General features: G+C 68.9%; 14 protein-coding genes and 3 pseudogenes. 8 read left to right on the top strand and 9 right to left on the bottom strand.

Annotation, left to right across the window (positions count from 1 at the left end):
* Positions 1-291: 291 nt before the first annotated feature.
* Positions 292-885, bottom strand: coding sequence for a DinB family protein (locus OG214_RS07590; RefSeq protein ID WP_405984278.1), 594 nt, complete (start codon positions 883-885; stop codon positions 292-294).
* Between OG214_RS07590 and OG214_RS07595 the strand changes: the two genes are divergently transcribed.
* Positions 884-1,540 (top strand): hypothetical protein, encoded by a 657-nt coding sequence (locus OG214_RS07595; RefSeq protein WP_405984279.1) that lies wholly within the window; start codon positions 884-886, stop codon positions 1,538-1,540. The two genes, OG214_RS07590 and OG214_RS07595, sit on opposite strands and share 2 nt — an antisense overlap.
* 72 nt (positions 1,541-1,612) lie before the next feature.
* Here OG214_RS07595 and OG214_RS07600 read toward each other — a convergent pair whose 3' ends face one another.
* The 5 genes and pseudogenes from OG214_RS07600 to OG214_RS07620 form a co-directional block, all read right to left on the bottom strand.
* Positions 1,613-2,548: a hypothetical protein gene (locus OG214_RS07600; RefSeq protein ID WP_405984280.1), complete on the bottom strand. Its 936-nt coding sequence runs from the start codon at positions 2,546-2,548 to the stop codon at positions 1,613-1,615.
* 63 nt (positions 2,549-2,611) lie between these two features.
* The gene (locus tag OG214_RS07605; protein WP_405984281.1) at positions 2,612-3,046 is read right to left on the bottom strand and encodes a helix-turn-helix domain-containing protein; all 435 of its coding nucleotides are present in this window, start codon (positions 3,044-3,046) and stop codon (positions 2,612-2,614) included.
* 244 nt (positions 3,047-3,290) lie between these two features.
* The gene (locus tag OG214_RS07610; RefSeq protein WP_405984282.1) at positions 3,291-3,890 is read right to left on the bottom strand and encodes a hypothetical protein; all 600 of its coding nucleotides are present in this window, start codon (positions 3,888-3,890) and stop codon (positions 3,291-3,293) included.
* Positions 3,891-4,160: 270 nt separating this feature from the next.
* Positions 4,161-4,499, bottom strand: coding sequence for a C40 family peptidase (locus OG214_RS07615; RefSeq protein WP_405987449.1), 339 nt, complete (start codon positions 4,497-4,499; stop codon positions 4,161-4,163).
* Positions 4,500-4,507: 8 nt separating this feature from the next.
* Positions 4,508-4,959: pseudogene (locus OG214_RS07620) on the bottom strand (IS5 family transposase); the annotation flags it as partial.
* Positions 4,960-5,130: 171 nt separating this feature from the next.
* On the opposite strand from OG214_RS07620, the gene OG214_RS07625 reads away from it, so the two are divergent.
* The 5 genes and pseudogenes from OG214_RS07625 to OG214_RS07645 form a co-directional block, all read left to right on the top strand.
* On the top strand, positions 5,131-5,472 hold the full coding sequence (locus OG214_RS07625) for a metalloregulator ArsR/SmtB family transcription factor (RefSeq protein ID WP_363085554.1): 342 nt from the start codon (positions 5,131-5,133) through the stop codon (positions 5,470-5,472).
* Between the two features lie 3 nt (positions 5,473-5,475).
* A complete protein-coding gene (locus tag OG214_RS07630; RefSeq protein WP_363085555.1) occupies positions 5,476-5,982 on the top strand; it encodes an SRPBCC family protein in 507 nt (168 codons plus the stop codon).
* The gene (locus tag OG214_RS07635; RefSeq protein WP_405984283.1) at positions 5,982-6,602 is read left to right on the top strand and encodes a dihydrofolate reductase family protein; all 621 of its coding nucleotides are present in this window, start codon (positions 5,982-5,984) and stop codon (positions 6,600-6,602) included. Before OG214_RS07630 ends, OG214_RS07635 begins: the two co-directional genes overlap by 1 nt.
* Positions 6,603-6,835: 233 nt before the next feature.
* Entirely contained in the window at positions 6,836-7,120 is a 285-nt protein-coding gene (locus tag OG214_RS07640) for a winged helix-turn-helix domain-containing protein (RefSeq protein ID WP_405987450.1), read from the top strand.
* Positions 7,111-7,942 (top strand): annotated as a pseudogene (locus OG214_RS07645) (arsenic resistance protein); the annotation flags it as partial. The gene OG214_RS07640 and the pseudogene OG214_RS07645, both read left to right, overlap by 10 nt.
* Before the next feature lie 313 nt (positions 7,943-8,255).
* Here the strand turns inward: OG214_RS07645 and OG214_RS07650 are convergent.
* A complete protein-coding gene (locus OG214_RS07650) occupies positions 8,256-8,588 on the bottom strand; it encodes a hypothetical protein (RefSeq protein WP_405984284.1) in 333 nt (110 codons plus the stop codon).
* Positions 8,589-8,641: 53 nt separating this feature from the next.
* On the bottom strand, positions 8,642-9,001 hold the full coding sequence (locus OG214_RS07655; RefSeq protein WP_363085558.1) for a metalloregulator ArsR/SmtB family transcription factor: 360 nt from the start codon (positions 8,999-9,001) through the stop codon (positions 8,642-8,644).
* 250 nt (positions 9,002-9,251) lie between these two features.
* Here OG214_RS07655 and OG214_RS07660 point away from each other — a divergent pair, with 250 nt between their 5' ends.
* Both OG214_RS07660 and OG214_RS07665 read left to right on the top strand, forming a co-directional pair.
* Entirely contained in the window at positions 9,252-10,658 is a 1,407-nt protein-coding gene (locus OG214_RS07660) for an NAD(P)-binding domain-containing protein (RefSeq protein ID WP_405984285.1), read from the top strand.
* Entirely contained in the window at positions 10,655-11,923 is a 1,269-nt protein-coding gene (locus OG214_RS07665; RefSeq protein WP_405984286.1) for an MFS transporter, read from the top strand. The genes OG214_RS07660 and OG214_RS07665 overlap by 4 nt, the downstream gene beginning before the upstream one ends.
* Positions 11,924-11,977: 54 nt before the next feature.
* Here the strand turns inward: OG214_RS07665 and OG214_RS07670 are convergent.
* A pseudogene (locus OG214_RS07670) lies at positions 11,978-12,454 on the bottom strand (TSUP family transporter); the annotation flags it as partial.
* Positions 12,455-12,472 lie beyond the last annotated feature (18 nt).

Below are 12,472 nucleotides of genomic sequence, written 5' to 3' on the forward strand. Positions count from 1 at the left end.
AGGTGTGAACCGGGGCGCCGGTCAGGCGAATGGAGAGCTTCTCACCGCGCGGTGATCTTTCACGCCCAACGCACGTATGACAAGGCCGCCCCCGTCGCCTCGAGATGGGGGCGTCCTTCAGCGCGATTGACCGAAGGAAGCGGGAGATCTCCGTCGACCGCACCAAGCACCGGATCAAGGGCTTCGCGGAATTCGACAAGGACAAGCGGGTCACAGATCCCGTCTACCACGTACAACCCGGGAACGACTACGACGTTCACCGCTACCGCCGAACAGCCCGACGGGCAGGACCTAGTAAGCCTTGATTGGTGCGGCCGACCTGGCGGCCTGCTCGATCTTCGCGCAGTAGGCTGCACGGGCTTCCTCGTCGATCTGCTTCTCGTGTTCGGCGCGCATCCCGGTCCGGCCGTCGAGGCCCTCGCGCAGGATATCGGCGTGCCCGGTATGCCGGTTGGTCTCGCCGAGGACATGGACCATGACGGCGAACAGGTTCGTGTTGGGATAAGGCTCCGGCCACCACGGCACGTGGCCGGGGGCGTCGAGGGCAAGCTCGTCGATCGTCGCGTCCGAGTGTTCCCACGTGCGCCGGTAGGACTCGATGATCTGATCGCGCGTCTCGTCCTCGGTTGCCCACAGATCGCTGCCGTCGTGGTCCTGCCACCGGGGCAGCGGTTCCGGGTCCGGGGAAGGGCGGTCGAAGACCTCGCCGAAGTACCTGGCCTCGACGCTGGCCACATGTTTGACCAGGCCGAGGAGGTTGGTCCCGGTCGCTGTCAAAGGTCGGCGGGCGTCGTATTCGGACAAGCCGTCGAGTTTCCAGAGCAGCGCCTTGCGGTCCCGCCGCAGTCTCCCGTGCAGGTTGTCCTTCGCGAATTCATCGATCATGCGGCATGAGCCTGCCATGGGCTGCTCGCGGCCTCAAGATCCCGTCCTGCCATTCTTCAAGCCGACCTACACCGCCGACACCAACCTGTACCCGGCCGCTGGGGCGTACTACTGGTACATGCAGCAGGTGATGCCCGATCACGCCGGCTCGAAGCGGTGGGACAGCCTGATGCACTATCTGGGCCCGGACACCCCGGTGAAGAACAGCACCGGCGGTAAGTGGACGTCGGACAACAGCCGCCAAAAGGTATGTGGTGACGGCACCTGGAGTGTGCACCCGTCTGATGCGTCGGTGGGGGTGGCCGACTGTGACGAGTTCGCGATGGTCTCGACGCACGAGTCCGGCGGTTACCCGAAGAGCGTGAACCTGGTGACGTCGGGCAGCCAGTGTGCCCAGTTGTTCGCCGACAAGATGGGCGACGGTTCGGCGAACTTCGGCGTCCTCGCGGACACCCGCACGGCGACGAACGGGCCGAGCGGCACGGAGCGGTGCGGGCGTGCGGCGATCCCCTTCTATCAGAATGAGCATGTGTTCGACAAATTCCCGGCTCCGTCGTGGCGGATGCTGGACGGTGATGGGTTCTTCCTGACCCTTCCGGGGTTCGAGCACTGCACGTCAACCGCGACGACCTGCACGTGGCGCAAAATCGGCTGACGTAGCGTGAGCGTCGACAGGTGAAGCAAGAAGGGGGCCGGCCCGCAGGGCCGGCCCCCTTCTCGTGTGTGGTCAGCCGGTCAGGGGCTGCCACCGGGGTTCCTGCGCGGGGTCGATCCTGCTGAGCCACACCAGCGCCCCACCGATCAGGCCGGGCTTGTCCCGCGTGGCCAGGGCGGGGGCTTCGAGCATGTCGGCGACCTCTTCCAGGTAGGTGACCAGGGTGTCGAGCTCGTCGCCGGGGCCTTCGTTGTAGCGGGACCAGCGGCCCAGGTAGCCGGTCGCGGTATCCAGGTACAGGCCCGACGTGCGGTCAGCCGGGCCGAAGGCGACAACCGGAATCCAGGCTGCCTTCCACACGGTAGTCCGGTCGTTTTCGGGGTAAAGGGCGTTGAGAGTGTCCTCGTGGGCTTGGGCGTGCATCGAACGCTGGTAGAAGCCGGCTGCCTCGTCCAGGGTCATCAGGGCCTTGTTGCCGGGCAGGCATCCCCGGCCGTTGACCCCGTCGTCGCCTGCGGTGAGGAACCACAGGGTGCGCAGGTCGGGGGTTATCTGGATGCCGAGGTCGTGTTCCAGCGCGGTGATGGCGGCGGGGCTGGCGCCGGCGCGGAGCGCAGCGTGGGAGTCGGGGGCGTTGTGCTGGAGCCAACGGACGATGCGCTGCCAGACGTCGGCGATCTCCCGTCCGGTGACCGCGTCCGCGGCAGCGTCGGCAAGCTGCTCCCGGTCCTGGTCCTGGGCATCCGCGACAGGCTCGGCGGAGGCAGCCGGATTCACGTACCGGACCTCGATCCGGTCCGGCTCGCGGACGTAGTCGATGACCAGGGCCGGGCAGTCCTCGAACAGCTCGCCGTCGACCGTCAAGGTGAGAACACCGGACAACCCCGAAGGCCGCCCCATGTCCGCGTCGTCGGCCAGCTGGCCAGCCAGAACCTTCAGGGCGTAAGGGACACCGGCCCCTAACTGGGAGGCGGTATCGCGTACGTGCGGGGGAATCTCGACGTTCACAGCCCGGTGCTCCTTGCTGATCGGGTGCAGGACGGTGCCCCTCATACAGTAGGACGCCCGCGCTCACCAGCGGCTGGTGCAGCGGGCCGCGCACTCTGGCGAAAGGACCCGTACGAGGCAGCGGCGCGGCGCCGGCTCCGTGCTGTCGGTGGTGGTGGCTTCCACTGCGGTGCTGGCGGGTTCGTGAGTGCGGGGCGCGTCGGTGTTGTTGGTCTCGTTGGTGGGTGTGGCGCGCCGGCGGTCGGGAGTGCGGCGGGGGCCGTCGTGGCTGCCGGGGGTTCGTGCGGCGAGGCCGTGTTGTTCCAGTGTGGTGAGGGCTTTTCCGGCGGTGGAGCGTCCCAGGCCTGTGGCGAGGGCAAGTTCGGCGGCGGTGGCGGGTTCGGTGAGGCCGACCAGTTCGGTGTAGATGGTGGCGGGTGTGCCGGTGAGTCCGGCGAGCGGTTCGGGGTTGGGGACGGCGTGCAGGGTGCGTGTGCGGTCGGTTGTGGTGTTGGACATGGGGGAACCTCGTTTCCGTGAGGATGGCAGTGGTTGAGGTCCCCGGCCGGGGTGCGAGCCCGTGTGCACGGGCTTGCGGGGATCCGTCGGGCGCGTGCGCATCGCGTTGTTCCCGGACGGGCATGGCTGTGACGAGAGCGGGTTGGCGGTTGCCCGTGACCCGCTTGTTCTGTCGGCCACGACCATGGATGCTCCACTCGGGGCGGGACGTCAAGCGGCTCGATCGGTTCGGGATCGGTCCAGCTCAGAGGGGTGTCAGGATCGTGGGGCGGGGTGTCGGGCCAGGAGCTGGTCGCGGATCTGGCGGGCGCGCCGTGGCCCCGATGCGCAGATCGGTGCGCAGCCGCCAGATACTCACGACTGTCCCCATGGCGGCGCGGACGGCGGCGTCCAGCGCGACAGCGCGGGCCCATACATCGGCGTTTGCCGCCCTGTCCCCGGCCGGTCGGTGGTCGGGTGCCAGGGGTCGGCGATCGGGCATGTCGTTGACGGTGCGGGGGCTGTTGTAGCCGATTTCGGTAGTGGTGGGACTGTGGCAGGCTGAGTGAGGTTCAGAATCGCATCTGTCCACCAAGGGCGGGGCGTTGAGCGGATCCGGCTCGGTGGTATTTGGGTCGGCGTGGTCTTTGGGCGATCGGGTTGTGACGGTAGGGGCCGATGCGGGGTGTTCGGCGGGGTCGGTCCGGTCGAGAAGGTCGGTGACGGTTCTTCGGTAGGCGGCGATCGTTTCTGTCAGGGCGATCAGGAGCAGGGCCGGGGTCAGGTGGAGCAATACGGCGGCCGGATCGGCGTGTCGGGGCCAGCCGATCTGCCGGTCGGGCCACAGGCTTTCCCAGGAGTTCATCAGTGCGGCGGTGCAGCCGGCGCCCCGCGGTTGACCAGGCTGACGGGCGGATGCCCCAGGAAGCCAGGCGTTCGTCCACGTACAGGACGCCGGCGAGTGCCGTGCCGATCATCGGGTCAAGGAGTACGGCGATGGACGGCGGTACGCCTCGGGTGGTGGCGAAGCGGGTGACGTTGACGGTGGTGAAGACCAGGGCCAGCACGCCGACCGCGCACAGTACCCAGGTCATGGACCTGAGCAGGCCGACGGCCTCGCGGGCGGCGATCTGCTTCACCGGACACCACCTTGTCGTATCGCTGGTCTTGTCGCGCCCTGGAAGGAGGGGGCGTTGGAGTTCGCGGGACCTTCACGGACAACTGCTCCGGGGCGTGGCGCATCAATGGCCCGGTCGTGGCCGGTGTAGATCGAGACGTGCGTGATGGTGCCGGGGCTGGTGCCGAAGAACAGCAGGTCTCCCGGGGTCAGTGGGGTGCTCCGTAGGAGGCGGGGGCCGTGGTCGTACTGTGCCTGGGCGATACGGGGAATGGTGACGCCGGCGAAGCGGTAGGCGGCCTGGGTAAGAGGAGCTAACAGAAAGCTTTGACGCGGCGGTAGGTGATCACGCAGCAGGCCAGTTTGACGTCGTGCCGGTTGCCGCCTGTGAGTGTGATGGCCAGTGGGGTGCCGTGCGCGTCGGTGATCACGTGGTGTTTCGAGCCCGGTCTGGCACGGTCGACCGGGCCCGGCCCGGTTTTGGGCCGCCCCGACGTGCCTGCCGGTGCGAGCCGTCGATCACCGCCCGGGACCAGTCCAGCCGCCCGGCCCGGTGCAGCCCGGTCAGCAGCACCTGGTGCAGGCGGTCCCACAGGCTGGCCTCGTTCCAGTCCCGCGGCCGACGCCAGCACGTCATACCGGAGCCGAAGCCGAGCTCCTGCGGCAGCCACTCCCACTGGATACCGGTATGCAGCACGAACAAGATCCCCTGCAGGCACTTACGGTCATCCAGCGGCAGCCGACCAGCATTGCGCACCCGCCGGGACCGCACCGGAAGCAGCGGCCCAACCCGCACCCACAAGTCGTCCGTCACCAGCCACGGCGGACTCTTCCCCTACCCATGGGCTGTCCAACGAGGCCACCGGGAACGGGACATGGACCCACGAAAGCTTTCTGTTAACTCCTCTTAGGCAAAGCGGCTGGCGGTGCCGGACTCCGAGACCCCGGCTCGACTTTACGCATGCCGATATAGGTATATGATGATGTCATGGCACGAGCGGCAACGACGTCGGACGTCTTCAACGCGATCGCCGAGCCGCAGCGTCGGGAGATCCTGCTGCTGCTGCGGGCCGGTGAGCGGCCGGTGACCGAGTTGGCCCAAGAGCTGGGGATGACCCAGCCGGGGGCGTCCAAACACCTGCGGGTGCTCCGGGAGGTCGGGCTGGTGAGGGACCGCAAGGCAGGCAAGCAGCGTCTGTACGGCTTGGACGCCCGCGGGCTGCGACCGGTCCACGAGTGGACCGGCGGATTCGAGCGATTCTGGAGCGGGAGCTTCGACCGGCTCGACACATATGTGCAGGAACTGAAACAGGCAAGTCAAGAGGAGTAGTTGATGAGCGCGACAGAACGACGAACGCCGGCGCTGTCGGCGACAGCCGGCCGCGAGATCGTGATCTCCCGGGTCGTCGACGCTCCGCGGGAGCTGGTGTTCGAGGCGTTCACCGAGGTGCGTCACTTGTCGCGGTGGTGGGGGCCGGAGGGGTTCACCACCACCACCCGGGCGTTCGAGTTCCGTGCCGGCGGGGACTGGGACTTCGTGATGCACGGACCGGACGGGACGGACTACCAGGAGTGGATCTCCTGGACCGAGATCGCCCCGCCGGAGCGGATCGAGTTTCTCCACGGCGAGTCCCGCGATGACCCCAACGCCTTCGAGTCGGTCCTGACGTTCGAGCCCGACGGGGCGGCGACCCGGATCGAGATGCGCACGGTGTTCCCCACCAAGGAACTGCGCGACGAGGCGGTCGAGAAGTACCACGCGATCGAGGGCGGCCGGCAGACCCTGGGCAACCTGGCTGCCTACGTCACCGAGATCGTCCGGAAGGGAGCCGAAGCCTGATGGCCGGGAAGGTGTTCTTCAGCGTGTCGATGTCGCTGGACGGTTTCATCGCGCCCGAGCCCCCCGAGGAGCTGATGGGCCGGCAGTGGATGGAACTGCAGCAGTGGATCTTCCCGCTGCGGTTCTTCCGGGAGAATCTGAAGCTCGGCGAGGGCGGCGAGGAAGGGCGCGACAACGACATCGCGCGGGAGACGTTCGAGCGCACCGGCGCGAGCGTGATGGGCAAGCGCATGTTCGACGCCGGTGAGCAGGCATGGCCGGAGGAGCCGCCGTTCCACACGTCGGTCTTCGTCGTGACGCACGAGAAGCGTGACCCCTGGGAGCGACCGGGCGGCACGACCTTCCACTTCGTCAACGACGGTGTCGAGACCGCGCTCGACCGGGCCCGTGAGGCCGCCGGCGACCGGGATGTCCGCGTCGCGGGCGGCGGCGCGACGATCCTGGAGTACGTGAACGCCGGCCTGATCGACGAGTTCTCGATAGCGCTGTCGCCCGTGCTGTTCGGCTCCGGGATCCGCCTGTTCGAGGGCGTGGACGCGGCCCGCGTGGCCCTGGAGCCGCTCCGCACGGACCCCTCCCCGAGGGTGACGCACCTGACCTACGCCGTCCGGGAGCGGTAGCCAGGAACTGGATGCGAGCCGCACCCCGGCGGCGCCTCAGCCCGCCGGGATCAGCAGGGCGCTCGGCGCGTCCACGCCCTCGGGCATTGGGGAGGGTAAGTGTCCTGGCCACGATCTCGGCCGCGCGCTGCTCCAGCCCGGCCACGCGTCGCAGCCTGCGGGCCCGGAAGCGTGCGAGGTCGCCGCGCATACGGGAGACGGCCTTGCGGGTACGGACGGAGGGGACGTCGTCCATGTGGTCGATGGCCCGGTGCCAGGTGGCGCACGCCTGCTCGATACTGCCGCGTTTGAGGTGCATCTCGGCGCCCGCGACCAGGACCAGCGCCAAGCAGACCAACCTCTCCAACCACCTGCGCGTCCTGCGCGAAGCGGGGGTGGTCGAGACGGAGCCGTGCGGGCGCTTCACCTACTACAAGCTGCGACCGGACGTCATCGAGTCCGTGGCGGGTTCCTTCACCGCTCTGGCCACGGCCGCCCGTGCCACCCGAGCGGCCGACACGAAGAGGGCCTGTCCGTGACCAGCAGCGGACAGGCAACCACCAGCACACCCACCCCGCCGGGCGCGGACCCGGTCGTCGCGAAACTCTCGACCCTCGACCGCTTCCTGGCCGTCTGGATCCTGATCGCCATGAGCTTCGGCCTGGGCCTCGGCCGGCTGATCCCCGGGCTCGACGACACCCTGGCGAAAGCCGAGATCGGCGGCATCTCCCTACCGATCGCGGTCGGCCTGCTGATCATGATGTATCCGGTGCTGGCCAAGGTGCGTTACGACAAGCTCGACGCGGTCACCGGCGACCGGAAGCTGATGGTGTCCTCGCTGGTCATCAACTGGGTTGTCGGCCCGGCCGTGATGTTCGCGCTCGCCTGGACCTTCCTGCCGGACCTGCCCGAATACCGCACCGGCCTGATCATCGTCGGTCTCGCCCGCTGCATCGCCATGGTCATCATCTGGAACGATCTGGCCTGCGGCGACCGCGAGGCCGCCGCCGTCCTCGTCGCACTCAACTCCGCATTCCAGGTTGCCGCGTTCGGCCTGCTCGCCTGGCTCTACCTCGACCTCCTGCCGAACCGGCTCGGTCTCGGCGACGGCGAGAGCCTCGACATCTCCATAGGGAAAGACGATCACCTCACAACCGCTCGACGTCGCCCGCATCGCCCTGCCCCTGCTGGTGTACTTCGCGGCGATGTGGTTCAGCACCTTCGTGCTCGGCAAGGCCCTCGGACTCGCGTACGACCGTACGGCCACCCTCGCCTTCACCGCGGCGGGCAACAACTTCGAACTGGCCATCGCAGTCGCCATCGCCACCTTCGGCGTCACCAGCGGCCAGGCCCTCCCTGGCCCGCACCGGCCGCCTGGCCGCACCTGTCCCGCGCCCTCTGCCGGCCTGAACCAGCGCAGCCCATCGGGGAGGCGGCACGGCCCACCGGAACGCACCGCCTCCCACCGGCCCGATGGATTGACGGTGGGCAACAATTCGTTCCGGGGTCCGGCAGCCAGCGGGACGCGGTACGGCCGGCTGGCAGCAGTCCGGCGGTCTCGCAGAGGCGAACGGTAGTGGCAGGGACTTCGGGGCATTCCGCATGCTGGGAGATTTGAAAGCCGGTCACGTCCTCGGCGGCAAACCTTCGACCCGACGTGAAGGTCGCGGCAGTTCAGAGTGAGGGAGGAGTGGGCGGTTCCGTGACGGTGGTGAGGGCCTGGCGGAGCTGGTCGTGTCCCGGGACACCGGCAAGGCCGTCCGGAGTCCGGTAGATCCGGCAGCTCAGTCCGGCGGTGCGGCCTGGCTCGGCGAACGGGTCTTGGCCGTCGATGAGAATGGTTGGGGAGCCGGTGAAGCCGATTCGCTCAGCCTCCTCGGCGTCACTGATGGTGCGGGTCGTGAACGTCGTGCCATGCAGCCCGACATCGTTGAGCGCGCTTCGCAGCCGCTCGGCCGCAAGTTTCTCGCTCGGGCAATCCGGTACGACGAGAATCTCGATCTCCATACGTCCAGCATCGCGCGGTACCGGACGAACCGAGCCTGGTCCGTCCGGCGAACTCACGCGGCGGGCTGGGTGAGGAGTTGGCCCATGGCGGCGAGGACGGAGGGGGCGACGCGGTAGTACACCCAGGTCCCGCGCCGTTCGGAGGTGAGCAGACCGGCCTCGCGGAGCTTCTTCAGATGGTGGGAGACGGTGGGCTGGGAGACGCCGACGTCCGAGATGTCGCAGACGCACGCCTCGCCGCCCTCGTGCGAGGCGACCAGCGAGAACAGCCTCAGCCGTACGGGATCGCCGAGGGCCTTGAACATCGCGGCCGTACGGACCGCTTCCTCGGCGGTGAGCGCCCGCTCGGACAGCGGCGGGCAGCACCGCACCACGTCCGGCTCCAGCAGCGGCAGCACCTTCGTATTCGACATACGTCTATGTTGACACACGTCGAACCAACGCCCCAGGGGCCACCTCCCACCGCTACCGCCGGGCGGGACACGTGGCCATTCGTCCATGCGCGGCGGCGAGCCCGGACTGCCCGCCGTCGGTGACCGCGACGTCGACGTGCTCCACGGCGGATTCCTTGTTTCGATGAATGTCTATGTTGACAGTCATCGAATCAGGTGGAACCCTGACAGCGCAAGGTATCGATAGACGTCGAAACAAGAGGGAGTCGCCGTGACTGTGCCGACGACCGAGGTGCCCACCAGCGACCTGCCCACCGTGGTGATCGGCGCAGGCCCGATCGGTCTGGCCGCCGCCGCCCACCTGGTCGAGCGCGGCATCGAGCCCCTGGTCCTGGAGGCAGGCGACCGAGCGGGCAGCGCCGTACGTGAATGGAGTCATGTACGGCTCTTCTCCACCTGGGCCGAGCTGGTCGACCCGGCCGCTGAGAAGCTCCTCGCGCCCACCGGCTGGACCGCGCCCGACGGCGCCTCCTACCCCACCGGCGGCGACTGGGCCGACCGCTATCTCCAGCCGCTGGCCGACGTCTTCGGGGACAAGGTCCGGTTCGGCGTCCGCGTCACCGGTGTCTCCCGTCTCGGACGCGACCGGGTTGTGGACGCCGAGCGGGAGAAGCAGCCCTTCACCGTCCACGTCGTGTACTCGGACGGCACCGAGGAACGGATCACTGCTCGTACGGTCATCGACGCCTCCGGCACCTGGACCATCCCCAGCCCCATCGGCGCCGATGGACTCCCCGCGCTGGGCGAGCGTACGGCCGCGGAGCGGATCTCCTACCGCGTTCCGGACCTCAAGGACCAAACCGTACGGGCCCGTTACGCGGGTAGGCGCACGGCCGTCATCGGCTCCGGCGCCTCCGCCTTTACCGCACTCGCCTACCTGGCCGACCTCGCCGAGGGCGTTCCCGGTACGCATGCCGTGTGGATCCTTCGGCGCGGTATCAGCGGCTCGACCTTCGGCGGCGGCGAGGCCGACCAGTTGCCCGCCCGTGGCGCGCTGGGCCTGGCGGCCAAGGCGGCCGTGGACAACGGATACGCCGATGCCGTCACCGGCTTCCGTGCCGTGGCGGTCGAGCGGGACAGTGACGGTCGGCTGGTATTGGTGGCCGAGGACGGCCGCCGTCTCGACCCGGTCGACGAGGTCATTGTCCTGACCGGCTTGCGTCCCGACCTGTCCTTCCTCGCCGAGTTGCGCCTCGGTCTGGACGAGCGGCTCCAGGCCCCCGTCGACCTCGCGCCCCTGATCGACCCCAACGTCCACTCTTGCGGCACTGTCTATCCGCACGGCCACCGCGAGCTGTCCCACCCGGAGCAGGGCGTCTACCTCGTGGGCATGAAGTCCTACGGCCGCGCCCCCACCTTCCTTGCCATGACCGGCTACGAACAGGTCCGCTCCATCGCCGCCGCGATCGCCGGCGACACCGAGTCCGCCGACCGCGTCGAGCTGACCCTCCCGGAGAGCGGGGTGTGCGGCGGCGCAGGGCTGTTCGACGAACCGGCCACCGAGCAGGCCGACGGCGGAGGCTGCTGCGCCACGCCTGCACCGGAACTCGTACAGATCGGTGCACCGGCCCCGGCTGCGACGAAGGAAGCTCCCGCTGGCGGCTGCTGCGGCTCGTGACCGGTCTCGACGCTCGCGAGCACGGGGTTTCGACCGGAACCGGGGACCGGTCGAAACCCCGCGCTGTGCTCCTGGCGCTGTGTGCCACTCAGATCACAAGCTGGGGAATCGTCTACTACGCCTTCCCCGTACTGAACCCGCAGATCACGGCCGCGACCGGCTGGGCGACCGGGGCGACAACGGCCGCGTTCTCCACCGCCCTGCTCGTATCCGCCCTCGCAGGGATCCGGGTCGGCCGGATCATCGACCACCACGGCCCGCGGATCGTGATGACGGCCGGTTCCGCCCTCGGCGTGCTCAGCGTCCTCATCGTGGCCGCCGCCCCGAACCTGCCGGTCTTCTTCACGGGTTGGGCGCTGGCCGGGCTGGCCATGGCGTCCACTTTCTACCAGCCTGCCTTCGCGGTTCTGACCCGCTGGTGGGCGCCCGACCATGTCCGCGCCTTGACCGTTGTCACGCTGGCGGGCGGGCTGGCCTCCACCGTTTTCGCGCCCGTGACCGCCCTGCTCGCCAACCATCTGTCCTGGCGCGCGACCTGCACCGTACTCGCCTTGATCCTCGCCGCCGTCACGATCCCGGCTCACGCGCCGGCCCTGAACGCACCGTGGTCGAAGGCGCCCCAGGGGCGCGCCAACGCCGTCCAAGGAGCGAGCGCAGTGGTACGCAGTCGGCCGTTCTGGATGCTGGCCGCCGCGCTGACCCTCTCTGCGTTCGCCGTCTACGCCGTCGTCGTCGCCCTGGTCCCCCTCCTGATCGAGCGCGGATTCGCCACCGGCCAGGCCGCCTGCGCCCTCGGCCTCGGCGGCGCCGGGCAAACCGTCGGCCGTACGCTGTACGCCGCCTTCACGCGCCGTACCGGCACGACTGTCCGTACAGCGGTGTTGATCGGGCTCGGCGGCGTCACCACGGCCGCGCTCGCGCTCGTCCCCGGCCCGTACGCGCTGGTCGTCGCGCTGTCGGTCGCGGCCGGGATGGTCCGTGGCAACCTCACCCTGCTGCAAGCCACGGCGATCAGCGACCGATGGGGCACGAGCCAGTACGGTCGGCTGGGGTCGGGTCTCCTCGCGGCCCCGGCCACCACGGCGTCCGCGCTCGCGCCCTTCGCCGGAGCCGCCCTGGCCACCCCGCTGGGCGGCTACCCGCATCTCTTCGGACTGCTCGCCCTCGTATCCGGACTGGCCGCCGTGATCGCCATCGGCACAACACCGCGTCACCTTGACGGTGAGACACGCGGACAGTTGCCTACCGAGCGGGCCAGAGCCTGATTTTCGACAGCACCGGGCCTTCCCCATGCTTTCGCCGAGGCGCCCGGGAACAGTTCAGTGCAGCACCTGGACGGCGTAGAGCGCGCCAACGCTTGCGGCGAGGGCACCCAGAAGGAGGCGGAGCGTGGTTTCGGGCAGGTAGGGCTGGAAGCGGGCGCCGAGATATCCGCCGACCAGGCCACCTGCGCCGCAGGCCAGGCCGAGCAGCCAGTCTGGGGCGATGTCGCCCGTAGCGGTCAGTGAGAGCAGTGCGTAGGTGACCGCGCCGACGATCGAGGTCACAGAAGTGGAAGCCAGGGCTGCGGGTGCAACCGTAGCGACTGGTACGCCACGACCGACCAGGATCGGTCCGAGCAGGGAGCCGCCCCCGATCCCGTAGATCCCGCCGACGACACCAACAGCCAGGGCCGGCATGGTCGTTGCCCGGGGCGAGGGCTGGGTTTCGCTGCTGCGGCTGCGGCTGCGGCTGCGAGCCGCGCGCAGAGTGCGAGCGCACAGCCATAGCCCCATCGGTAGCAACAGGGCTGCGACGAATCAGAAGAGCCGAAC

The organism is Streptomyces sp. NBC_00872, assembly GCF_045161915.1.
Classification (GTDB): domain Bacteria; phylum Actinomycetota; class Actinomycetes; order Streptomycetales; family Streptomycetaceae; genus Streptomyces.

Coding starts and splice junctions, on each gene's coding strand:
- OG214_RS07595 (WP_405984279.1), top strand. CDS start 884: ATGCGGCATGAGCCTGCCATGGGCTGCTCGCGGCCTCAAGATCCCGTC.
- OG214_RS07590 (WP_405984278.1), bottom strand. CDS start 885: ATGATCGATGAATTCGCGAAGGACAACCTGCACGGGAGACTGCGGCGG.
- OG214_RS07605 (WP_405984281.1), bottom strand. CDS start 3,046: ATGTCCAACACCACAACCGACCGCACACGCACCCTGCACGCCGTCCCC.
- OG214_RS07610 (WP_405984282.1), bottom strand. CDS start 3,890: ATGAACTCCTGGGAAAGCCTGTGGCCCGACCGGCAGATCGGCTGGCCC.
- OG214_RS07625 (WP_363085554.1), top strand. CDS start 5,131: ATGGCACGAGCGGCAACGACGTCGGACGTCTTCAACGCGATCGCCGAG.
- OG214_RS07630 (WP_363085555.1), top strand. CDS start 5,476: ATGAGCGCGACAGAACGACGAACGCCGGCGCTGTCGGCGACAGCCGGC.
- OG214_RS07635 (WP_405984283.1), top strand. CDS start 5,982: ATGGCCGGGAAGGTGTTCTTCAGCGTGTCGATGTCGCTGGACGGTTTC.
- OG214_RS07640 (WP_405987450.1), top strand. CDS start 6,836: ATGTGGTCGATGGCCCGGTGCCAGGTGGCGCACGCCTGCTCGATACTG.
- OG214_RS07650 (WP_405984284.1), bottom strand. CDS start 8,588: ATGGAGATCGAGATTCTCGTCGTACCGGATTGCCCGAGCGAGAAACTT.
- OG214_RS07655 (WP_363085558.1), bottom strand. CDS start 9,001: ATGTCGAATACGAAGGTGCTGCCGCTGCTGGAGCCGGACGTGGTGCGG.